The 22,620-nt window shown below is 68.6% G+C and carries 19 protein-coding genes; 14 read left to right on the plus strand and 5 right to left on the minus strand.

Annotated elements, in window-relative coordinates; translation table 11 throughout:
• The first annotated feature begins 15 nt into the window (after positions 1-15).
• Positions 16-984, plus strand: a complete 969-nt coding sequence (gene znuA, locus PWS46_RS24635) for a zinc ABC transporter substrate-binding protein ZnuA (RefSeq protein ID WP_434624298.1) — start codon at positions 16-18, stop codon at positions 982-984.
• Between the two features lie 76 nt (positions 985-1,060).
• Positions 1,061-1,858, plus strand: coding sequence for a 4-hydroxy-tetrahydrodipicolinate reductase (gene dapB, locus PWS46_RS24640; RefSeq protein WP_434624300.1), 798 nt, complete (start codon positions 1,061-1,063; stop codon positions 1,856-1,858).
• A gap of 23 nt (positions 1,859-1,881) precedes the next feature.
• Here dapB and PWS46_RS24645 read toward each other — a convergent pair whose 3' ends face one another.
• The 5 genes from PWS46_RS24645 to PWS46_RS24665 all read right to left on the minus strand — a co-directional run bounded on the left by PWS46_RS24645 (position 1,882) and on the right by PWS46_RS24665 (position 8,866).
• Positions 1,882-3,492, minus strand: coding sequence for an HD domain-containing phosphohydrolase (locus tag PWS46_RS24645; protein ID WP_434624302.1), 1,611 nt, complete (start codon positions 3,490-3,492; stop codon positions 1,882-1,884).
• Positions 3,493-3,555: 63 nt separating this feature from the next.
• The gene (locus tag PWS46_RS24650) at positions 3,556-4,182 is read right to left on the minus strand and encodes a LysE family translocator (RefSeq protein WP_434624304.1); all 627 of its coding nucleotides are present in this window, start codon (positions 4,180-4,182) and stop codon (positions 3,556-3,558) included.
• Between the two features lie 86 nt (positions 4,183-4,268).
• On the minus strand, positions 4,269-6,050 hold the full coding sequence (locus tag PWS46_RS24655) for a glycosyl hydrolase family 17 protein (RefSeq protein WP_434624306.1): 1,782 nt from the start codon (positions 6,048-6,050) through the stop codon (positions 4,269-4,271).
• Between the two features lie 362 nt (positions 6,051-6,412).
• Complete coding sequence (locus PWS46_RS24660) at positions 6,413-7,186, minus strand: ferredoxin--NADP reductase (RefSeq protein WP_434624308.1); 774 nt, start codon at positions 7,184-7,186, stop codon at positions 6,413-6,415.
• A gap of 237 nt (positions 7,187-7,423) precedes the next feature.
• Positions 7,424-8,866, minus strand: a complete 1,443-nt coding sequence (locus tag PWS46_RS24665) for a helix-turn-helix domain-containing protein (protein WP_434624412.1) — start codon at positions 8,864-8,866, stop codon at positions 7,424-7,426.
• Positions 8,867-9,183: 317 nt separating this feature from the next.
• Here PWS46_RS24665 and aceA point away from each other — a divergent pair, with 317 nt between their 5' ends.
• The 12 genes from aceA (at position 9,184) to paaI (ending at position 22,589) form a co-directional block, all read left to right on the plus strand.
• Positions 9,184-10,461, plus strand: a complete 1,278-nt coding sequence (gene aceA / locus PWS46_RS24670) for an isocitrate lyase (protein WP_085092124.1) — start codon at positions 9,184-9,186, stop codon at positions 10,459-10,461.
• A 574-nt stretch (positions 10,462-11,035) separates the two neighbouring features.
• Positions 11,036-11,599 carry a DJ-1/PfpI family protein gene (locus PWS46_RS24675; protein ID WP_042697580.1) on the plus strand — a complete coding sequence of 188 codons (564 nt, stop codon included), beginning with the start codon at positions 11,036-11,038 and terminating at the stop codon, positions 11,597-11,599.
• A 240-nt stretch (positions 11,600-11,839) separates the two neighbouring features.
• Positions 11,840-13,537, plus strand: a complete 1,698-nt coding sequence (locus tag PWS46_RS24680; RefSeq protein ID WP_434624310.1) for a methyl-accepting chemotaxis protein — start codon at positions 11,840-11,842, stop codon at positions 13,535-13,537.
• Positions 13,538-14,006: 469 nt separating this feature from the next.
• Positions 14,007-15,020, plus strand: a complete 1,014-nt coding sequence (paaA, locus tag PWS46_RS24685; RefSeq protein WP_434624312.1) for a 1,2-phenylacetyl-CoA epoxidase subunit PaaA — start codon at positions 14,007-14,009, stop codon at positions 15,018-15,020.
• Between the two features lie 25 nt (positions 15,021-15,045).
• Positions 15,046-15,348: a 1,2-phenylacetyl-CoA epoxidase subunit PaaB gene (paaB, locus tag PWS46_RS24690; protein WP_434624314.1), complete on the plus strand. Its 303-nt coding sequence runs from the start codon at positions 15,046-15,048 to the stop codon at positions 15,346-15,348.
• Positions 15,349-15,363: 15 nt separating this feature from the next.
• Complete coding sequence (paaC, locus tag PWS46_RS24695) at positions 15,364-16,128, plus strand: 1,2-phenylacetyl-CoA epoxidase subunit PaaC (RefSeq protein ID WP_434624316.1); 765 nt, start codon at positions 15,364-15,366, stop codon at positions 16,126-16,128.
• A 7-nt stretch (positions 16,129-16,135) separates the two neighbouring features.
• Entirely contained in the window at positions 16,136-16,657 is a 522-nt protein-coding gene (gene paaD, locus PWS46_RS24700; protein ID WP_434624318.1) for a 1,2-phenylacetyl-CoA epoxidase subunit PaaD, read from the plus strand.
• 169 nt (positions 16,658-16,826) lie between these two features.
• Positions 16,827-17,906 (plus strand): 1,2-phenylacetyl-CoA epoxidase subunit PaaE, encoded by a 1,080-nt coding sequence (gene paaE, locus PWS46_RS24705; RefSeq protein WP_434624320.1) that lies wholly within the window; start codon positions 16,827-16,829, stop codon positions 17,904-17,906.
• Between the two features lie 27 nt (positions 17,907-17,933).
• A complete protein-coding gene (gene paaN, locus PWS46_RS24710) occupies positions 17,934-19,613 on the plus strand; it encodes a phenylacetic acid degradation protein PaaN (RefSeq protein ID WP_434624322.1) in 1,680 nt (559 codons plus the stop codon).
• Positions 19,610-20,416 carry a 2-(1,2-epoxy-1,2-dihydrophenyl)acetyl-CoA isomerase PaaG gene (gene paaG, locus PWS46_RS24715; RefSeq protein WP_434624324.1) on the plus strand — a complete coding sequence of 269 codons (807 nt, stop codon included), beginning with the start codon at positions 19,610-19,612 and terminating at the stop codon, positions 20,414-20,416. The genes paaN and paaG overlap by 4 nt, the downstream gene beginning before the upstream one ends.
• The gene (gene paaH, locus PWS46_RS24720; protein ID WP_434624326.1) at positions 20,416-22,149 is read left to right on the plus strand and encodes a 3-hydroxyacyl-CoA dehydrogenase PaaH; all 1,734 of its coding nucleotides are present in this window, start codon (positions 20,416-20,418) and stop codon (positions 22,147-22,149) included. Before paaG ends, paaH begins: the two co-directional genes overlap by 1 nt.
• Positions 22,146-22,589: a hydroxyphenylacetyl-CoA thioesterase PaaI gene (gene paaI / locus PWS46_RS24725; protein ID WP_434624328.1), complete on the plus strand. Its 444-nt coding sequence runs from the start codon at positions 22,146-22,148 to the stop codon at positions 22,587-22,589. The genes paaH and paaI overlap by 4 nt, the downstream gene beginning before the upstream one ends.
• Positions 22,590-22,620 lie beyond the last annotated feature (31 nt).

Raw genomic sequence — 22,620 nt, forward strand, 5'->3', positions numbered from 1 at the left:
GAGAGGATCCCTCCCATGCGCCTCACCGCGCTGTCCGCTGTTCTGACCGCGGCCCTTGCCGCAACCGCTTCCCTGCCGGCCTGGGCCGAGGCGCCGAAGGTGGTTGTGTCGATCAAGCCGATCCATTCCCTCGTCGCTTCGGTCATGCACGGGGTGGGGGAGCCGACGCTGCTGGTCCGTGGCGGCGCCTCCCCGCACAGCTACACGATGAAACCGTCGGACGCGAAGGCGCTGTCGGCCGCCGATCTGGTGGTCTGGGTCGGTCCTGAACTGGAGGGTTTCCTGGAAAAGCCCTTGCAGGCCAATGCGCCCAAGGCGACGCGGCTGACCCTGATGGACCTGAAAAGCCTGACCCTGCTGCAAGCCCGCGAGGGCGGCGCCTGGGAACCCCACGACCACGGCCATGAGCATCACGATCATGATCACAAGGGCCATGACCATAAGGACCATGACGATGACGACCACGAGGAACTGAACAGCCATATCTGGCTCGATCCCGCCAACGCCCGCGCCATCGTCACGGCGACGGCCGACGCGCTGGCCGCCAAGGACCCGGCCGATGCGGAGACCTACCGCACCAACGCCGCCCGCACGCTGCAGGCGCTCGACACGTTGGACGCGGAGTTGAAGGCGACGCTGGCGCCGCTGAAGGACAAGCCCTTCGTCGTCTTCCACGACGCCTACCAGTATTTCGAGGCGCGCTACGACCTGTCGGCGGTGGGATCGATCACCGTCAGCCCCGACCGCCGTCCCTCGGCCAAGCGGCTGTCCGCCATCCGCGCCAAGATCGCCGGGCTGAACGCCGCCTGCGTCTTCTCCGAACCGCAGTTCGAACCGACGCTGGTCCGCACGGTGGTCGAGGGGACCACGGCCAAGACCGGCGTGCTCGACCCCGAAGGCGCCGACCTGCCGGAGGGCGAGGCGCTCTACCCCACCCTGATGCGCAACCTCGCCGCATCGCTGCGCGGCTGCCTTGGCGCTTAAGCCCGGGCCGGGCCTGTGCTAAACCGCTGGGAGGGCTGGAAATCCGGCCGGCAGAGCAGAACAGGGGATGGGCGTCATGAAGATCGGTGTCGTCGGGTGCGCGGGGCGCATGGGCCAGATGCTGGTGCGCGAAATCGCGGCGACCGCGGGCTGCACGCTGGCCGGCGGGACCGAGCGGGTGGGCGGCCCGGCGCTGGGCAAGGATATCGGCCTCCTGGCCGGGATCGACCCGCTGGGCGTGACCGCCATCGACGACCCGGTCGCCCTGTTCGCGGAGGCCGACGCGGTGATCGACTTCACCAGCCCCGAATCGACGGAGCGGCACGCCGCGCTGGCCGCCCAGTCGGAGACCGTGCTGGTCGTCGGCACCACCGGCCTGAACCCGTCGCAGCAGGCGGCCATCGCCACCGCGGCCACCCACACCGCCATCGTCCAGTCGCCCAACATGTCGCTGGGCGTCAACCTGCTGCTGGCGCTGGTGGAGCAGGTCGCCCACACGCTGGGCGACGATTACGACATCGACATCCTGGAGATGCATCACCGCCGCAAGGTCGATGCGCCTTCGGGCACCGCGCTGGGCCTCGGCCGCGCCGCGGCGGCCGGGCGCGGGGTTGCGCTGGAGGATGTCTGGCAGAAGGTGCGCGATGGCCACACCGGCGCCCGCCCGCAGGGCGAGATCGGTTTCGCCACCCTGCGCGGCGGCGACGTCATCGGCGATCACACCGTCATTTTCGCCAGCGACGGCGAACGGGTCGAACTGACCCACAAGGCGTCCGGCCGCCAGATTTACGCCAAGGGCGCCGTCCGCGCCGCCCTGTGGGCGCAGGACAAGACGCCGGGCCTCTACAGCATGCGCGACGTGCTGGGCGTCTAAGGGCCGGAGGGGGGCGGAGAGGCCTACACCCCCGCCCCGTCACGTTCCAGCACCGCCAGGAAGGCGTCGACCACGCGCGGGTCGAAATGACTGCCCGATTCGGCGCGCAGCAGGTCCAGTACCTCCGCGATGTCCCACGCCTTCTTGTAGGGGCGGCGGTGCAGCAGCGCGTCGAAGACGTCGGCGACGGCGACGATGCGGCCGGCCAGCGGGATGGCGTCGCCGGCCAGCCCCTGCGGATACCCGCTGCCGTCGAACTTCTCGTGATGGCTCTCGGCGATCGCCGCCCCCATCGACAGATAGCCGCGGCGGTCGCCGCCGCAGGCGTCGCGCAGGATGCTGCCACCGATGGATGCGTGATCGCGCATCACCGCCATTTCCGCCTCGTCCAACCGGCCCGGCTTGCGCAGGATGGCGTCGGGAATGCCGACCTTGCCGACGTCGTGCAGCACGCTGGCCAGCCCGATGGTGTCGCAGAACCAGTCGTCCAGCTCGTCCGCGAAGGCGTTGCGGGCGTACAGCTCGCGGGCGATGGCGGTGGCCCAGCGGCCCAGCCGCTTCACATGGTCGCCGGTGACCTCGTCCTTGTATTCGGCCAGCTTGCCCAGCGCATGGACGGTGGCGATCTGCGCCTGGTTCAGCCGTTCGTAGAGCCGCAGATTGTCCAGCCCGACCGCCGCCTTGGTGCAGAGCAGTTCCACCAGCGGCCGGTCGCCCTCGGCGAAGGGGCCGCCCAGCAGGCAGAGCGCCAGCGGGGCGGCGTCGCGGCTGCGCAGCGCCGCCACCCCATGCCGATTCCCCCAGCGCGATTGACCATCTCCCAACGCCGCCAGGATATCGGCCGCGGCCTCCGCCGGCAGGTCGGCGGGCAGCCCGGCCTCCGCCACGATCGACGGCCGTCCGCCCTCCCCCGATCCGCACAGCAGGGCGGACTGTACGCCGGTCACCAGCGCCGCCGCCCGTCCGACCAACCCGGCCAGGAAGTGCGAGCGCGAGCGCAGCCCGGCCAGATGGTCGGCCGCCTCCATCACCCGCTCCAGCCCCTGCCGGCCGCGCTCGATGGTGACGATGTGCTGGTAGGAGCGCAGGGCCGCGACGGCGGCGGTGTAGAGCTTCTGCGCCGTCAGCTCGCTCTTCGCCTTGTAGTCGTTGATGTCGTAGGCGGCGATCACCTGCCGTTCCGGCGCCTGCCCCGGCTGGCCGGTGCGCAGGATGATGCGGACCTGCCGGTTGCCCATCTCCTCGCGGATGTGGCGGACCAGCTTCAGCCCGGCGTCGTCGGTCTCCATCACCACGTCCAGCAGGATGGCGGCGATGCCCGGATGCTCGACCAGCAGCGACCGCGCCTGCCGCGCGGTGTAGGCCGACAGGAAGCGGACAGGCCGCTCCTCGAAGCTCATCTCGCCCAGCACGACGCGGGTGATGGCGTGGACCTCGTGGTCGTCATCGACGATCAGGATCAGCCAGGGAGGGTTGCGCCGCCAGCCGTCGCCATCACCACCGGCCGCATCCTCGGTCTCGGCGGCGAATTCCAGAACATCGCCATTTTCGCCAGTCTCGCAGCCGTCGGCCATCACCGCCCCCGCGGTTCGATTCGCTTCGGCCGGCGTCCCGAAAATGACCGGCGCGTGCATCCCCCAATGCCCCGGCAATTTTCGATGAAGCCATCATGCTCTGTCAACAAACCGGCCTGCGCGTCAGGCCGTCCGCTTCCACGCCACCGTCAGCAGCCCGGCTCCCATCAGCAGGGACCCGCCGACCCGGTTGACCGCGCGCTGCACCGACGGCGTCCGCACTGCGCGCCGCGCCGCCGAGGCCAGCAGGGCATAGCCGGCGGCGTTCAGCGTCGCCAGCACCAGGAAGGTCGCCTCCATCACCACCATCTGCCAGGCCAGCGGCCGGCTGGTGTCGAGGAACTGCGGCAGGAAGGCGACGAAGAAGACGATGCTCTTGGGGTTCAGCGCGGTGACGGCATAGGTGTGCAGCATCATGCGCCAGGGCCGGACGCCCGACTCGTCGGCCACCGTCTCCACCCCCTTGACCGGCGCCCGCCACAGCTTGATGCCGAGATAGACCAGATAGGCGGCGCCGACCCATTTCAGCACCGTGAACAGCGCCGCCGAGGTCGACAGCAGCACCCCCAGCCCCAGCATGGAGGCGGTCATCGCGGTGAAGTCGCCCAGCGCCACCCCGGCTACGGTCGCCATGGCCGATTGCCGCCCATGGCCCAGCGCATAGGACACGACGATCAGCACCGTCGGTCCGGGGATCATCAGCATGATGGCGGAGGCGGCGGCAAAGGCGAGCCACAGATCGGGGGACATCGGACGGGTCTCCGGAAGGCCAGGAACCCGTCCATCAATCCACAGCGCGGCGGCCGGTGCAATGGCTGGCTGGCGGCCGGCCGGCGTCAAATCCGCCGCAGCGGACGCCGGGCGCTCCAAACCCCGGCCAGGAAGGGCAGCGCCAGCAGGATCTGCAGGGCCGCCCAGCCCAGCGCCTCCCAGTTCGGCCGCGTCCAATCGACCTCGTGCAGAGCCTCCATGAAGGGAAGCTGGCCGTAGATCAGCGACTCCATCGGCACGAAGCCCTCCGCCACCACCGTCAGCAGGGCCCCCAGCAGCAGGCCGAAGCCAAGCAGCGACTCGACCGGCAGGCGGCGGACGGCGCCGCACAGGCCGCGCGGCTCGCCATCGGCGGCGGGGACCGCCGGGCGGAACAGGCTGGCGATGCCCAGCGCGTTGCGCGTCTCCGTCCCCACCGGCCGGCGGGTGGCGCGGATCAGCCCCAGCGCCGGCAGCGCCACCGCCGGGATCAGCAGATACGGGTTTGGGAAGTCGCGATAGCGGCCGTCGAAGACGATCAGCAGCGACCACACCAGCGCCACCACGCCCAGCGCGACGGCGCTCCACCGCCCCACCCGCTCGGTGCGGGTCAGGGCCGGGCGGGCGTGGCGCAGGCCGACCAGCGGCTCGCGCGCCAGACCGCCGCTGGCCAGCGTGCGGTGGGCGGTCAGCAGCACCGCCAGCGCCAATGCCGCGGTCAGCGCCAGCATGACCACGGCCAGCGTGGTGTCCTGCCAGTAATGCTTGCCATGCTCCGCCACGAAGGCGGCACGGACATAGAGGGTGGACAGCGCCTGCGCCAGCAGGATCAGCGCCACCCAGCCGGTGCCCGGCACATGGCGGCGCAACAGCGCCAGCCCACCCAGCAGCACCAGCGCCAGCCCGCTCGACGCCGCGAACAGCCAGGGCCACGCGACATTGCCGACGACCGGCCCGGCCAGCGAGAATTTCGGCGTGCGGTCGGCATTGTAGAGGCCCCAATGGCCGCCGACGGTGCCCTCCAGCTTGGCCTTCCATTCCTGATCGAAGGCTTCGATCACGTTGTAGTCGAAGCCTTCCTGCTCGGCCATGCGGACGAACGCGTTGACGAACTTCGCCTTGTTGACCAGCCCCGGCACGGCGGCCCCGCGCGAGCGCCCCTGCGTCGGCCAGCCGGTCTCGCCGACCAGGATCGGCTTGCCGGGGAAGCGGTGGGCGATGATGCGATAGCTCTGGCGGATGCGCTCGGTCGCGGCCTCGACGCCGGCCGGCACATCCTCCCAATAGGGCAGCAGGTGGATGGTCAGGTAATCGACGTGGGAGGATATCTGCGGGTATTTCAGCCACCATTCCCAGACGTCGGCATAGGACACCGGCTGCTTCACCGCCGCCTTGACGCGGTCGATGTAGCCGGCGACCTGCTCCGGCGTCAGCTCGCGGCGCAGCAGCACCTCGTTGCCGACGATGACGCGGGTGATGACGTCGGGATAGCGGTTGGCGAGGTCGATCAGCGAGGCGATCTCCGCCTCGTTCTTGTCGGTCCGCGAGGACAGCCACGCCCCCATGGTGACCTGCATGCCATGCTTGCGCGCCAGTTCCGGCACCACCTGCAAGCCTTCCAGCGAGGTGTAGGTGCGGATGCCCGCCACCTGCGGCGCGAGGGCGACCATGTCCTCCTCGATCTGGGCGGTGGAGGGCAGGACGCCGGTCAGCGGGCTCTGCCCGTCGCGGAAGGGCGCGAAGGACACGCTGCGCAGCTTGCCGCCCGGCGGCGGGTCGAGCGGCACCGGGCGGTTCGGCAGGGACCAGACGGCGAGATTCGCGAGGCCGGCGACGATCATCGCGGCGAGGATGAGGATCAGGCGCATGGGCGGGATGTCTACACCAAAGGCTTGACGGTTTGAACGGTGACCGTCGCACCAACAGGCCGGACGGTGATTTTATTCACGGATGCGCACAGAAAATAGGCGCGCCCCCCGGAGGAGGCGCGCCCAGTCGGTCAAGGATTGAGTGACGTGCCTTCGTCACGGATTGGTAAACCGGCGGGAGGGGGAGTTTATTCCGGCGGGGGAGTGACTTTGTGGGAAGGTCATTGGCCCCCTCCCCATCCCTCCCCCTCTTCGAGGGAGAGGGGGCAGGAGCTTTGCAGGAGCGCAGCGGAGTTCCCTCTCCCGCGAAGCGGGGGAGGGTTAGGGAGGGGGCATCGAAGCCGACACCCCCACACACTCCCTCACCGCTCCACGAACGCCTTCTCGATGACGAAGCCGCCCGGCTCGCCGTTGGTGCCCATGACGAAGCCGCGGCGCTCCATCATCGCGGTGGTCTCGGCCAGCATCGCCGGGCTGCCGCAGATCATCACGCGGTCCTTCTCGGCGTCCAGTTCCGGCAAGCCCAGATCGCTGTACAGCTTGCCGGTCTCCATCAGCGTGGTCAGGCGGCCCTGGTTGCGGAAGGGCTCGCGCGTCACCGTCGGGTAATAGAGCAGCTTTTCCTTCACCTGCTCGCCGAAGAACTCGTTCTCCGGCAGGCTGTGGTGGATCAGGTCGTCATAGGCCAGTTCCGCCACGGTGCGGGTGCCGTGGGTCAGGATCACCCGGTCGAACTTCTCGTACATCTCCGGGTCCTTGATGATGCTGAGGAACGGCGCCAGGCCGGTGCCGGTGCTCAGCAGATACAGGTTCCGCCCGGGAAGCAGGTTGTCGGTGATCAGCGTGCCGGTCGCCTTGCGGTTCACCAGCAGCGTGTCGCCTTCCTTCAGGTGCTGCAGGCGCGAGGTCAGCGGGCCGTCCTGCACCTTGATGCTGAAGAACTCCAGCGTCTCCTCGTAATGCGCGCTGACGAGGCTGTAGGCACGCAGCAGGGGCCGGCCGTCGACCTCCAGCCCGATCATGGTGAACTGCCCCGGCAGGAAGCGGAAGGACGGATCGCGCGTGGTGGTGAAGCTGAACAGCGTGTCGGTCCAGTGGTGAACGGTCAGCACGCGCTCTTTGATCAAGTTGCTCATGGGGGCGTTCCAAAACCTGTCGAGGCCAAGCTCTGTTGGCAATGTTCAATACCAAAGTCCGGGACGCTGCGTTCAGGTGGCCGGCGCGGGGACGCGAGCGGAGCTGCCGCGACGCAACGGCCGAAACCTATCAACAATCCCGGTCGAAGGCCACGGATTTCTACCAGTCGAATGACGGGCTTTCCGGCAAACAACACAAACAGCGCCGTACAACATTGATCCCGGTCAATCGACGCATTATTCCGCGCTGGGCGGCGCAAACAGGTAGGGGGAGAGTCCGCGCAAATTCTCATCGACGATAAGCCGATGATTCAGCGGCGGAAACGCCCGCTGCGAACAGTCCAGCCGCGGGCAGAGCCGGCAATTCACGCCGATCGGCGTCGCAGCACTGGTGTTGGACAGGTCGAACCCGTCCGCATAGGTGACTTGCCCCGCATGCTGGACGTCGCAGCCGAGAGCGACGGCAAACTGCTGCGGCGGGCTGCGGTGGCCGCCGCCAGCCTTCACCACCGTGCGGGCGATGGAGAAATAGGCGGTGCCGTCCGGCATCTCCGCCATCTGGCTGTGGATCTTGCCCGGCGTGCGGAAGGCCTCATAGACGATCCAGCGCGGGCAACCGCCGCCGAAGCGGGCGAAGTGGAAACCGGCGCCGGAAAAGCGCTTCGACACGTTGCCGGCACTGTCCACCCGCATGAAGAAGAAGGGCACGCCCTTGGCCCCCGACCGGTGCAGCGTGGTCAGCCGGTGGCAGACCTGCTCGAACGACGCGTCGAAGCGCCGCCGCAGGATCTCGATGTCGTAGCGGACCTGGGTCGCCGCCTCGTGGAAGCGGCCGTAGGGCATCAGCACCGCCGCCGCGAAATAATTGGCCAGCCCGATGCGGGACAGCCGCCGCGCTTCGTCGTCGGACAGGTTGGCGGCGTCGACGATGCCGTTCAGCAGGTCGCGGTGGCGCAGCAGCGCGATCTGGCAGGCCAGCTGGAAGGTGCGGCCCGACGGCGCCAGCATCTCCGACAGCAGGATGCGCCGGCTGTGGCGGTCGAAGCGGCGCACGGCATAGCCCATCACCTCCGACGGCAGCAGGCGGACGCGCACGCTGTGCTGGGTGTTCAGCCAGTCGACCAGCCCGCGATAGAGGTCGCCGCGCTCCAGCTTGCCGTCCTGCCACAGGCTTTCCGCCGCCGCCTCCAGTTCGGGGAAATGGTTGGAGTGGGCCTGGAACAGGTCGCGCACCTCGTCCTGCGGAAAGCCGGTGGCCTGCACCAGATGCAGCTTCTCGCGGTCGGCCACCCGCTCCGCCAGCGCCTGCAGATCGTCGCGCGCCCCGCGGAAGCCGCGATAGAGCGCCACCACCGCCTGACCCAGCGTCGGCGCCACCGCCGCCAGTTCGCGGAAATCCTGGTTCTTGATGTCGGAGCCGTCGAACAACGGGTCGGCGAACACCTCGCGCAGTCCCGCCACCAGCCGGCTTTCCTCATCCTCGGCGAAGGCCTGCAGATCCACCCCGAATTGCTGGCCCAGCTTCAGCAGCAAGGGCACGGTGACCGGGCGCTGGTTGTGCTCGATCAGGTTCAGATAGCTGGGGGAGATGCCGAGCTGATCGGCCATCTGCGCCTGGGTCAGCCCCTGGTCGCGGCGCAGGCGGCGGACCTTCGGACCCAGCATCGCCTTCTTTTCCATGGTCGCCACGGCACGCCCCTCCGGCAGGTCACTGACTTTACAAGATTTACGGATTTACAGGATTGTGAAGACGGCAGTTTACAAACGGACCTTTTTACAAACAAGGGCTTATTGCAACGCACTCAGGCGCGGTTTAAGTCTTGTTTCACGGCCGCGCTGTAAAGCGCAAGCGGCCCCGAAGACGGCAAAGTGCAGACGCAACCGGCGGGAGGAAACGCCGCTGCACAAGAGGCCGCAGGGACCGACAAAAGGCCCGCCCCGAGACCCCAGTTCCGCCCCGATCAACCGGGCTCACCGGACAATAAGGAACCTGACCCATGTCGCTCGATGAAAAGACCAAGGCCGCCATCCACGCCGCCCGCTACGAGGGCATCCGCCGCGACTACACCATGGACGACGTCAAGCGTCTGAGCGGCTCGGTCAAGATCGAGTACACGCTGGCCGAGCTGGGCGCCCGCCGCCTGTGGGAGCTGCTGAACACCGAGCCCTACATCAACACGCTGGGCGCGCTGACCGGCAACCAGGCGATGCAGGCGGTCAAGGCCGGCCTGAAGGCCATCTACCTGTCGGGCTGGCAGGTCGCCGGTGATGCCAACACGGCCGGCCAGATGTACCCGGACCAGAGCCTGTATCCGGTGAACTCGGTCCCGGCGGTCGTCGAGCGCATCAACAACACCTTCAAGCGCGCCGACGAGATCCAGACCTCCGAGGGCAAGGGCGACACCTACTGGTTCGCGCCGATCATCGCGGATGCCGAGGCCGGTTTCGGCGGCCCGCTGAACGCCTTCGAGCTGATGAAGTCGATGATCAAGGCCGGCGCCGCCGGCGTGCACTGGGAAGACCAGCTGGCTTCGGAGAAGAAGTGCGGCCACCTCGGCGGCAAGGTTCTGATCCCGACGCAGCAGCACATCCGCACGCTGAACGCCGCCCGTCTGGCCGCCGACGTCTGTGGCACCTCGACCCTGGTGATCGCCCGCACCGATGCGGAATCGGCGCAGCTCATCACCTCGGACATCGACGAGCGTGACCATCCCTTCATCGACTTCGACGCCGGCCGCACCACCGAGGGCTTCTTCCGCCTGAAGAAGGGCATGGGCGTCGATCACTGCATCGCCCGCGGCCTGTCCTACGCGCCGTATTCGGACCTGATGTGGTGGGAGACCTCCAAGCCGAACCTGGACGAGGCGCGCCGCTTCGCCGAGGCCGTGCACAAGCAGTTCCCGGGCAAGATGCTGGCCTACAACTGCTCGCCCTCCTTCAACTGGAAGGCCAACCTGGACGACGCCACCATCGCCAAGTACCAGCGCGAGCTGGGCGCCATGGGCTACAAGTTCCAGTTCGTCACGCTGGCCGGCTTCCACAGCCTGAACTACTCGGCCTTCACCCTCGCCAAGGGTTACGCCGAGCGTGGCATGGCCGCCTACTCCGAACTGCAGCAGGCCGAGTTCGCGGCCGAGAAGGACGGTTACACCGCCACCAAGCACCAGCGCGAAGTCGGCACCGGCTACTTCGACGCGGTCGCCACGGCGATCTCCGGCGGCACCTCCTCGACCACCGCGTACAAGGACTCCACCGAGGCTGACCAGTTCCATTGATCGCAGGTTCCGATCATCGGGATTGGTCCGTGATCCAGTGTGCGAGCTGGATCTTTTCGAACGGCTGATGCTTTGACTTGCCGACGGCCGGGGGCCTTCCCCCCGGCCGTTTTTTTGTGTCCGAACAGATCTCGGCCGGTTCAATGGGAATAAGCCTTCGGTTAAGCCACGCCCCTATGGTATGGCAGCCCTGCACCCCATCAACCGGTGGTACGGTGCGGCCGGCCCGAAAGTCTTGAACTGGGCTGGAAAATGCCGGGAAATCCACTGTCGGGGCCGGTTTACGGGCCGCTGCATCCTTGGGTGCGCCGCGGAATCCGTTGTTGACTTGGAACCGCATCGGGACCAATTAAGTCCCCATGCTGAAAACAAACCGATCCGGGACGTAAAGGTCCCACACGCCGGCACCCGACCTTGGGCTACCGGCGGGCGGAACTGGCCGCCGCGCAACCCCTTGCGCGGCGATGACCGTTTCCCGACCGCCTCCCTCTGCCCCGGCGGGTTCTCCCCTGGCCGACATGCCATCGGAGATGCTCCGGCGTTCTTTGGTGAAACGATGAAAGGACACGACAGTATGGATCAATCGCTCGCAGGAAAGTCCATCGCCATCCTCGTCTCCAACGGCTTCGAAGAAGCGGAGATGACCGAGCCGCAACGCGCCCTGATCAAGACCGGGGCCACGCTGCGCACCATCTCCACCGAGACGGGTCTGGTCAACGGCTGGCACGGCAAGTCCTGGGGCCATTACTTCCCGGTGGACAAGCATCTGAGCGAGGCGCTGGGCGCCGACTTCGACATGCTGCTGCTGCCGGGCGGTGAGCGCAGCGTGGCGAAGCTGCAGCAGTCGGCCCACACCCGCCGCATCGTCGGCCATTTCCTGGATGCCGGCAAGCCGATCGCCGCCATCGACCAGGGCATCCAGCTGCTGGCGATCCCCGGCAAGCTGCGCGGCCGTCTGCTGGCCGCCCCGGAAGCCTACCGCGCCGACCTGACCGCCGCCGGCGGCCGGATCAGCGACGAGGCGCTGGTCGTCGACGACATCACCGTCTCGGCCCTGGGCCAGGACCAGCTGAACGAGTTCGTCGAAGCCGTGGTGAAGCTGTTCACCGAGCTGGGTTCCGTTCGCAAGGCCGCCTGATCTCCATCCTCAGACGGTCCCGAAACGGCCGCCGCACCAACAGGGTGCGGCGGCCGTTTCGTTTTGGCGTTCAACTCCTCCGCCAGTCGTGACAATTGCCCTCCCCTCTGTGATCTCCGACCAATTCACTCACCTTCCGCGTTGATAATTTTAAACGTTCGGATTAGTAAGATTGAGGGTCGAATAATTCCTTCGGGCAGGACAGCTTCTTGCCGGAAGCTTGGCGGGGGTGCAGGCAAATTGGCTAAAATTCGTTCATTCGGACGGCTGACCATCCGCGCCAAGATCATCGTCGCCGTGCTCGGCACCGTGGTGATGGCCGCCGCCTTCGGGCTGTTCACGCTCAGCCGGCTGGAAATCCTAAACAATGCCGCCGAGACGATGCGCAGCCGCTCGCTGCCTGCGACCCAGCTGGCCGGTCAACTGACCTCCGCCGCGCAGGGCCATCGCATCGCCGAAGCCGCCTATGCGCTCGCCACCAACGAGATGCAGGTGAACCAGGCCGAAAAGGGCTGGACCGACGCGGAGGCCGAGGTGAAGGCCCGCCGTCAGGCCGCAGGATCCCGCTTCACCGGCGGCGAGGGCGCGGCGCGGCTGGCGGCGTTCGACGAGGCCTGGACCGCCTACGCCGCCAATGCCGAGCGGGTGCGCGACCTCGCCCGCGAGGGCAACGCCAAGTCCGCGGTCAGCGTGTTCAAACGCCCCAGCGCCGTCGCCTTCGCCAGCGTGCAGGAGGCGCTCGACGCGCTGGTCGAGGGCACGATGGTCGATGCCGGCGCCGTCGCCGACCAGGGCGCGGCGGTCTACAGCAGCGCCCACGGCATGGTGCTGGGCGGGGTGACGCTCTGCACGCTGTTGGCGCTCGGCTTCGGCGCCGTGCTGGTGCGCGGCATCTCGCGCCCGATTCTCGATGTCGCCGGTTCGCTGGAACGGCTGGCCGCCCGCGACTTCACCGCCAGTTTCGAGGAGGGCCGCCGCGACGAGATCGGCCGCATGGCCACCGCCGCCCGTGTCTTCCGCGACACCATGCTCGAGACCGAACGCCTGCAGCAGGAGCAGGAACAGCTGAAGACCGCCGCCGCCGAGGAACGCCGCCGCGAACTGCGCACGCTGGCCGACGGCTTCGAGGCGACGGTGAAGCGCCTTGTCGAGGCGCTGTCCGCCTCCACCGCCGAGATGGCCGCCGCCTCCACCGCGATGGCCGAGGGGGCCGCCGAGACCGCGCGCCATTCCGACGCGGTGTCGTCGGCGGCCGGCCGCGCCTCGGCCAATGTCGACAGCGTCGCCGCCGCCACCGCCGAACTGTCGGCCAGCTTCGCCGGTATCTCGCAGCTGGTCGCCGATTCCGCCGGGATCGCCGCCGACGCCACCCGCGACGCCGAACGCAGCACCGCCGTGATGGGCAGCCTCGCCGAAGCCGCCGAAGAGATCGGCAAGGTGGTGGACATGATCTCCGGCATCGCCGGCCAGACCAATCTGCTGGCGCTGAACGCCACCATCGAGGCCGCCCGCGCCGGAGAGGCCGGCAAGGGCTTCGCCGTGGTGGCGAGCGAGGTGAAGCAGCTCGCCGGCCAGACCGCCAAGGCGACCGCCGAGATCCAGGCGCGCATCTCCGAGATTCAGAGCGCGTCGGGCACCGCAGTCGACACCATCGGCGCCGTCACCCGCACCATCGCCCGCCTGAACGAGATATCGTCCGAGGTCGCCGCCGCGGTCGAGCAGCAGAGCGCCGCGGTGGGCGAGATCGCCGCCAACATCCAGGATGCCGCCGACGGCACCCGCAGCGTCTCCGACAACATCGCCGCCGTCACTGCCGCCGCCGCGTCCGCCGAGCAGGCGAGCAGCGTCATGGTGCGCTCCGTCGACACCGTCACCGGCGACGCCGGACGGATGCGGCAGGAGGTGGACGGCTTCCTGGGGGCGTTGCGGGCATCGTAAGCCCCCCATCGAACTTCCTCTGCCGACGACGAGCCCGAGGGCCGTCGCGACCACCGTAAAGCAAGCTGGCGTAAAGCAAGCTGGCGTAAAGCAAGCCGGTCACCCATCGGACAGATAGGGGGCGGGCCTGGCAAACTCCTGCCGCCCTGCCAGTTCCAGAGCGCTGTCGTCGGTTATGGAACCGACGGCGCCCCTCCCCCTTCGCCTTGCCTCTTCCGCATCGCACAAAATCTTTAAAACTGCGCCGACTGTGTATCGGTGCATGCCCATTCGTGCCCGCATCCGGCGGAGCGCGACCAAAGCCATGCGCTGATTTTCGCAAGTAAACCATTGATTTTGAGAAGATTTCTCGACACTAGCCGCCCCACCCCAAAAGCGACACACATTTGCGCTTTACAGTCGTTGATCTGTATCATATTTTGCTTTCAGGAAATGTTCGCTGGACGCGCAATCCATCTCGGGGATGCCGATGTACACGCAAGGTTTGGATGCCAAGACCGAGCAGAGCGCTCAACCGTCTCCCCGGCTGGTGACGGAACAGGAAGCCGCTCTCCAGGGCCGCTTCCAGGAGCGCGTCGACGCCGAAGAGAAGATCGAGCCGCGCGACTGGATGCCGGAGGGCTACCGCCGTACGCTGGTCCGCCAGATCTCGCAGCACGCCCATTCGGAAATCGTCGGCATGCTGCCGGAAGGGAACTGGGTCACCCGCGCGCCGACGCTGCGCCGCAAGGTGGCTCTGCTGGCCAAGGTGCAGGACGAGGGAGGGCACGGCCTCTATCTCTACAGCGCCGCCGAGACGCTGGGCGTGACGCGCGACGAGCTGGTCGGCCAGCTGCTGTCGGGCAAGGCCAAATATTCCAGCATCTTCAACTACCCGACCCCGACCTGGGCCGACATCGGCGCCATCGGCTGGCTGGTGGACGGCGCGGCGATCATGAATCAGGTGCCGCTCTGCCGCTGCTCCTACGGCCCCTATGCCCGCGCCATGGTCCGCATCTGCCGGGAGGAGAGCTTCCACCAGCGCCAGGGCTACGAGCTGATGCTGGCGCTGGCCCAGGGCACGGCGGAACAGAAGCGGATGGCGCAGGACGCGCTGAACCGCTGGTGGTGGCCGTCGCTGATGATGTTCGGCCCGTCGGACGACCAGTCCGCCCACTCCGCCCAGAACATGGCCTGGAAGATCAAGCGCTTCTCCAACGACGAGCTGCGCCAGCGCTTCGTCGACGCCACGGTGCCGCAGGCGGAGTTCCTGGGCCTGACCATCCCGGACCCGGAGCTGCGCTTCAACGCCGAGACCGGCCATTACGAGTTCGGCGCCATCGACTGGACCGAGTTCAACGAGATCCTGAAGGGCAACGGCCCCTGCAACCGCGAGCGCATCGAGGCCCGCCGCAAGGCGTGGGACGACGGCGCCTGGGTGCGCGAGGCCGCAATCGCCCATGCCGCCAAACGCAAGCAGCGCGCCATGAAGAAGGCCGGCTGAGCCAAGAAATCCGAGGGAACGAGACATGAAGGATCCGACTATGGACCGCAAAGACTGGCCGCTGTTCGAGATCTTCATCCGGCCGAAGAACGGGTTGTCGCACAAGCATGTCGGCAGTCTGCACGCCGCCGACGCCCACATGGCGCTGGACAATGCCCGCGACGTCTACACCCGCCGCGGCGAGGGCGTCAGCATCTGGGCGGTTCCGGCATCCAGCATCGCCGCATCCGACCCGTCGGAGAAGGCCAGCCTGTTCGATCCGGCCGACGACAAGGTCTATCGCCACCCGACCTTCTACGACATCCCCGCAGACGTCAAAAATATCTAGCTGGAAGTCCATCTGATGAGCACGGATCTCAAGGATGCCCTGTTCGGCTACACGCTGCGGCTGGGCGACACCTCGCTGGTGCTGGGGCACCGGCTGTCGGAATGGTGCGGCCATGCGCCGGAGCTGGAAGAGGACATCGCGCTGACCAACGTCGCGCTCGACCTCGTCGGCCATGCCCGCATGCTGCTGACCTATGCCGGCGAGCTTGAAGGCAAGGGCCGCGACGAGGACCGCCTCGCCTACCGGCGCGACGTCTTCGACTACCGCAACCACCTGCTGGTCGAGCAGCCCAACCGCGACTTCGGCCACACCATTGTCCGCCAGTTCCTGCACGATGCCTGGGCGGTGGAGCTGTATGAGCGGCTGTGCGCCTCCAAGGACGAGACGCTGGCCGGCATCGCCGCCAAGGCGGTGAAGGAGGTGCGCTACCACGTCCGCCACAGCGGCGACTGGCTGGTGCGGCTTGGCGACGGCACCGACGTCAGCCACGCCAAGGTCGCCGACGCGCTGGGCCGCCTCTGGCCCTACACCGGCGAGATGTTCGAGCGCGACGAGGCCGAACAGGCGCTGGTCGCCGCCGGCATCGTCCCCGACCCGGCAGACCTGAAGGCCGGCTGGACCGCCCGCGTCGAAGCGGTGCTGGAGGAGGCGACGCTCGACCGTCCGGCCGACGGCTGGATGCAGAAGGGCGGCCGCCGCGGCGAGCACAGCGAGCATCTGGGCTATCTGCTGGCCGAGATGCAGTTCCTGCCGCGCGCCTATCCCGACGCGACTTGGTGAGGCCGAAATGCCGGATGCAGCAGGCTGCTGGGGACCGGAACCGGGCGCCGACGCGGTCGTGAAGGCCGCCTGGGATGCGCTGGCCGGGGTGATGGATCCGGAGATTCCGGTGCTGAGCATCGTCGATCTCGGCATCGTCCGCGCGGTGTCCGCCGATGCCGACGGCCGGCTGTCGGTGGCCCTGACGCCGACCTATTCCGGCTGTCCGGCGACCGGCGTGATCGTGCTGGAGGCGGAAACCGCGCTGGCCCGCGCGCGCCTCGATGCCCACGTCTCGGTGGTGATCGCCCCGCCCTGGACCACCGACTGGATCAGCGACACCGGCCGCGAAAAGCTGGCCGAGGTCGGCATCGTCCCGCCGCCGCACTCCGGCAAGCGCGCCCTGACCGCGCCGGAGGAGGTGATCGCCTGCCCGCGCTGCGGCTCGCAGGATACCCGGCAGATCAGCCGCTTCGGCTCCACCGCCTGCAAGGCTCTGCACGCCTGCAACGCCTGCCTCGAACCGTTCGACGTGTTCAAATGCCATTGAGTGGAAGCGCCGGCCGCACTTGCCCCCACCTAACCTCCCCCGCTGGGCGGGGGAGGGACTGCCGCCGCTCTCCCGAACAAGCACTTGCCCCCTCCCCTGCGAAGCGGGGGAGGGTCGGGGTGGGGGCACCCGCCGCGACCACTTCACCGGCCCGACCGAGGACCACCCCATGACCAGCCCCAGCTTCCACCCGCTGACCATCCGCGAGTGCCGCCGGGAGACCGCGGACACCGTGTCGATCGCCTTCGACGTGCCGGCCGATCTCGCCGACCGCTTCCGCTTCGTCCAGGGCCAGTACCTCACCCTCAAGACCCACATCGGGGACGAGGAAATACGTCGCTCCTATTCCATCTGCTCCGGCGTGGACGAGGGCGAGTTGCGCGTGGCGGTGAAGAAAGTCGATGGCGGCCTGTTCTCCACCCACGCCAACCAGTCGCTGGCGCCCGGCGCGGTGCTGGAGGTGATGACGCCGATGGGGCGCTTCCACACCCCCATCGACCCGGACGCGGCGCGCACCTATGTCGCCTTCGCCGCCGGCAGCGGCATCACCCCGGTGATGTCGATCCTGAAGACCGTGCTGGCGCAGGAGCCGAAGAGCCGCTTCGTGCTGGTCTACGGCAACCGCACCGTCTCCTCCATCATCTTCCGGGAGGAGCTGGAGGACCTGAAGAACCGCTATATCGGCCGGCTGGTGATCCACCATGTGCTGAGCCGCGAGCCGGAAGAGGCCGGGCTGCTGGGCGGGCGCATCGGCGCCGGTCTGGTGCGCGAGCTGTGCGCCGGCCCGCTGAAGGCCGAGGACATCGACGCCGCCTTCCTCTGCGGTCCCCAGCCGATGGTGGAGGAGGTGCGCGACGCGCTGGCCGCCTGCGGCACGCCGCCCGCCAACATCCATGTCGAGCTGTTCGGCACCACGACCGCCGCGCGGCCCACGGTCAGGAAGGTAGCGACCGACACCCCCACCGACGCCGCGACCATCGCCATCCTGCAGGACGGCAAGCGCAAGGAATTCACGCTGCCCTATGACGGCGAGAGCATCCTCGACGCCGCCCACCGGCATGGCGCCGACCTGCCCTATTCCTGCAAGTCCGGCGTCTGCTGCACCTGCCGCGCCAAGGTCCGCGAAGGCAAGGTCGAGATGGCCGAGAACTACTCGCTGGAGCCGTGGGAGGTCGAGGCCGGCTACGTCCTGACCTGCCAGTCGCGCCCGCTGACCGAACGGGTCGTCATCGATTTCGACGCCGCCTAATCAACGAGAAAAAGGAAACGCCCCGCCATGACCACCACCCCGCAAAGCCTGTTCGAGACGCACGAGGCGACGCTGCAGAAGGCCGTCGAGGCCTGCCGCAGCCGCGCCTACTGGTCGGCCTTCCCCGAAATGCCGAGCCCGCGCGCCTATGGCGAGACGGCGGCGGCGGATGGCGAGGCGGCCTTCGCGGCCTACCGCGACAAGCCCTTCGAGTTGGACCAGCCGGGCGTGACCGGAACGGCGGGGGGTGAGCGCTCGCCCTTCGGCTTCGATCTCGGCATCACCTATCCGGTGTCGGACGTCGATGCGCTGGTGAAGGCGGCCAAGGCGGCGATGCCGGGCTGGCGCAAGGCCGGGCCGAACGGCCGCGCCGGCGTCTGCCTGGAAATCCTGAAGCGGCTGAACGCCCGCAGCTTCGAGATCGCCAACGCGGTGATGCACACCACCGGTCAGGCCTTCATGATGGCCTTCCAGGCCGGCGCCCCGCACGCCCAGGACCGCGGGCTGGAGGCCGTCGCCTATGGCTGGAAGGCGATGACCGACCAGACCCCGGCGGCGCGCTGGGAGAAGCCGCAGGGCAAGAACCCGCCGCTGGTTATGGACAAGCGGTTCGAGGTGGTCGGCCGCGGCGTCGGGCTGGTCATCGGCTGCGCCACCTTCCCGACCTGGAACGGCTATCCCGGCCTGTTCGCCAGCCTCGTCACCGGCAACGCGGTGATCGTCAAGCCCGGCCCGACCGCCATCCTGCCGCTCGCCATCACCGTGAAGATCGCGCGCGAAGTGCTGGCGGAGTGCGGGCTCGACCCCAACCTCGTCACGCTGGCCATCGGCGACACCGTCGCCAAGGATCTGGCCCTGCGGCCCGAGGTGGCGGTGATCGACTACACCGGCTCCACCGGCTTCGGCGACTGGCTGGAGCAGAACGCCCGTCAGGCCCAGGTCTACACCGAGAAGGCCGGCGTCAACACGGTGGTGATCGACGGCACCGACGACCCCAAGGGCATGGTGCGCAACCTCGCCTTCACGCTCAGCCTTTATTCTGGCCAGATGTGCACGACGACCCAGGTCATCTTCGTGCCCAAGGACGGCATCCAGGCCGGCGCTGAGCGCATGAGCTTCGATCAGGTCGTCTCGGCCCTTGCCGGCGGCGTCGACAAGTTCCTGTCCGACCCGGAACGCGCGGTGGAGGTGCTGGGCGCCATCCAGTCCGACGCGACGCTGGCCCGCATCGACGAGGCCGCCAGGCTCGGCACCGTCGTGCTGCCGTCGCGCGCCATCGCCCATCCGAAGTTCCCGGACGCCCGGATCCGCACGCCGCTGATCCTGACCATGGATGCGGCGGACGAGGACAAGTACGGCCACGAGCTGTTCGGCCCGATCTCCATCATCGTGAAGACCGACAGCACCGCCGACAGCCTGGAGCGCGCCGCCCGCCTGACCCGGACCAAGGGCGCCCTGACCACCGGCCTCTACAGCACCAACCCGCAGCTGATCGAGCAGGCGACCGACCTGTTCGTCGAGGCCGGCGTCGCCCTGTCGGTCAATCTGACCGGGGGCGTCTTCGTCAACCAGTCGGCGGCCTTCAGCGACTTCCACGGCACCGGCGCCAACCCGGCGGCCAATGCGGCGCTGTGCGACCTCGCCTTCGTCGCCAACCGCTTCCGCGTGGTGCAGAGCCGCGTTCCGGTTCTGGAGGCCGCCCAATGAGCGACCGGCAGACCACTGAAAAGACCATCCTTCTCGACATCGCCGACGGCGTCGCCACCATTACGCTGAACCGGCCCGACCGGCTGAACAGCTTCACCGCGGCGATGCATGAGGAGCTGCGCGAGGCCGTCGGCGAGGTCCGCGACGACAAGGCCGTGCGCTGCCTGCTGCTGACCGGCGCCGGGCGCGGCTTCTGCGCCGGGCAGGATCTGTCCGACCGCGCGGTCGCGCCGGGCGCCCAGGGCCCCGACCTCGGCGTGTCGATCGAGACCAACTACAACCCGCTGGTCCGGTCCTTGCGCGCCCTGCCGATGCCGGTGGTCTGTGCGGTGAACGGCGTCGCCGCCGGGGCCGGGGCCAACATCGCTCTCGCCTGCGACATCGTCCTGGCGGCGCGGTCGGCCAGCTTCATCCAGGCCTTCTGCAAGATCGGGCTGATCCCCGACAGCGGCGGCACCTGGACCCTGCCGCGTCTGGTCGGCCATGCCCGCGCCATGGGCCTCGCCATGCTGGGCGACAAGGTCTCGGCCGAGCAGGCGGAAGCCTGGGGCATGATCTGGAAGGCGGTGGACGACGACAAGCTGATGGCGGAGGCCGGCGCGCTCGCCCGCCAGCTCGCCACCCAGCCGACGCGCGGTCTGGCCCTCATCAAGCAGGCGCTCAACGCCTCCTCCGCCAACGACCTCGACACCCAGCTCGACCTGGAACGCGACCTCCAGCGCGAGGCCGGCCGCACGCACGACTATCGCGAGGGTGTTTCCGCCTTCGTCGAGAAACGCGCGCCGAAGTTCGAGGGGCGGTGATGGCGGCACTCGATCCCTCCGTCACCGTCGCGGTGGTCGGGGCCGGCGCCATGGGCCAGGGCATCGCCCAGGTCGCGGCGCAGGCCGGCCACCCGGTCCTGCTGGTCGACACCCGCCCCGGCGCCGCGCAGGCCGCCGTCGAGTCCATCGCCAAGGCGTTGACCACGCTGGTCGAAAAGGGCAAGCGCACGGCGGCGGAGCGTGACGCCACCGTCGACCGGCTGCGCGCCGTCAACGGCCTGTCCGACCTCTCCCCCGCCGGTCTGGTGGTGGAGGCCATCGTCGAGGACCTCGACGTCAAGCGCCGCCTGTTCGCCGAGCTTGAGGGCATCGTCGGGCCGGATGCGATCCTCGCCACCAACACCTCGTCGCTGTCGGTCACCGCCATCGGCGCCGGGGTGCAGCGGCCGGAACGGCTTGCCGGCCTGCATTTCTTCAACCCGGCACCCCTGATGGCGCTGGTGGAGATCGTCAGCGGGCTCGCCACAGACGCCGCGGTGCTCGACACGCTGTTCGACACCGCGAAGGCGTGGGGCAAGAGCCCGGTGCGCTGCCGCTCCACCCCCGGCTTCATCGTCAACCGGGTCGCCCGCCCCTTCTACGCCGAAGGGCTGCGGCTGGCGCAGGAACAGGCGGCCGATCCCGCCACCATCGACGCCGTCGCCCGCGAGGCCGGCGGCTTCCGCATGGGGCCGTTCGAATTGATGGACCTCATCGGCCATGACGTGAACTTCGCCGTCACCCGCTCGGTCCACGCCGCCTATTTCGGCGACCCGCGCTTCCAGCCCTCGCTGATCCAGCAGGAATTGGTCGAGGCCGGGCGTCTCGGCCGCAAGACCGGACGCGGTTTCTACGACCACAGCCCCGGCGCCGCCAAGCCGGTGCCGCGCAACGCCGAACCGGCCGCCAAGCCGCAGCGTGTCACCGTGCAGGGCGACCTCGGCCCCGCCGCGTCCCTGGTCGGGCTGCTGCGCGAGGCCGGCATCGCCGTCGAGGAGACCCCCGGACCCGGCATCCTGCTGGTGGACGGCGTCACCCTGGCCCTGACCGACGGCCGCACCGCCACCGCCCGTGCGGCGGAGGACGGCATCGCTCCCTTGGTGCTGTTCGATCTGGCGTTGGACTATGCCAAGGCGACCCGCGTGGCGCTGGCTCCCGCCGACGGCACGCCGCCCGAGGCGGTCGCCGTCGCCGCCGGGCTGTTCCAGGCGCTGGGCAAGGCGGTGTCGGTGATCGACGACGCCCCCGGTCTGGTTGTGATGCGCACCGTCGCCATGCTCGCCAACGAAGCGGCGGACGCGGCGATGCAGGGGGTCGCCAGCGCCGCCGACATCGACATCGCGATGACCAAGGGCGTGAACTACCCGCTGGGTCCGCTCGCCTGGGCCGACCGCATCGGCCTCCCCCATGTGCTGGCTGTGCTCGACGCGCTGGCCCGCACCTACGGCGAGGACCGCTACCGCGCCTCGGCGCTTCTGAGGCGCCGGATTTCCGCCGCCCAAATCGCCCAAATCCCCTCTCCCCCCCGCTCACGCGCAAACGAAGTTTGCGCTGACGCGGCAGGCGGACCTTCGGTCCGCCGAGAGCGGGGAGAGGGTCAGGGTGAGGGGGGCGCATCGCGTGACTTTGCAAGCGACGGAAACCCAAACGCCACCACCGACTCCACGCCGCGCATCCCCCTCACCCCAACCCTCTCCCCGGGGGGGAGAGGGGGTAAGGAGCCGCTCCTATGAGCACCAATCTCCAGGATCCCCAGTCCCTCGCCGAAGCGGTCGGGCGCGGCATGTATGAGCGCGACCATTGCGCCCAGGCCCATGGCATCGAACTGCTGGAGATCGCCCCCGGCTATTCCCGCATGGCGATGACGGTGCGCAAGGACATGGTGAACGGCCACGATATCGGCCATGGCGGCATGACCTTCACGCTGGCCGACACCGCCTTCGCCTATGCCTGCAACGCGGCGAACGAGGTGACGGTGGCGGCGGGCTGCTCCATCACCTTCCCGGCTCCGGCGAGGCTGGGCGACGTGCTGACCGCCGAATGCCGCGAAGTCCACAAGCGCGGTCGCTCCGGCGTCTACGACGTCACCGTCACCAACCAGGACGGCACGGTGGTCGGCCTGTTCCGCGGCCAGTCGGCGCGCATCGCGGGGACTGTCATTCCGGTCGAATGACCGCCTCTGGCGGCCATGGCGGCAATCCCCA

It is taken from the genome of Azospirillum sp. B2RO_4 (assembly GCF_051124815.1).
Classification (GTDB): domain Bacteria; phylum Pseudomonadota; class Alphaproteobacteria; order Azospirillales; family Azospirillaceae; genus Azospirillum.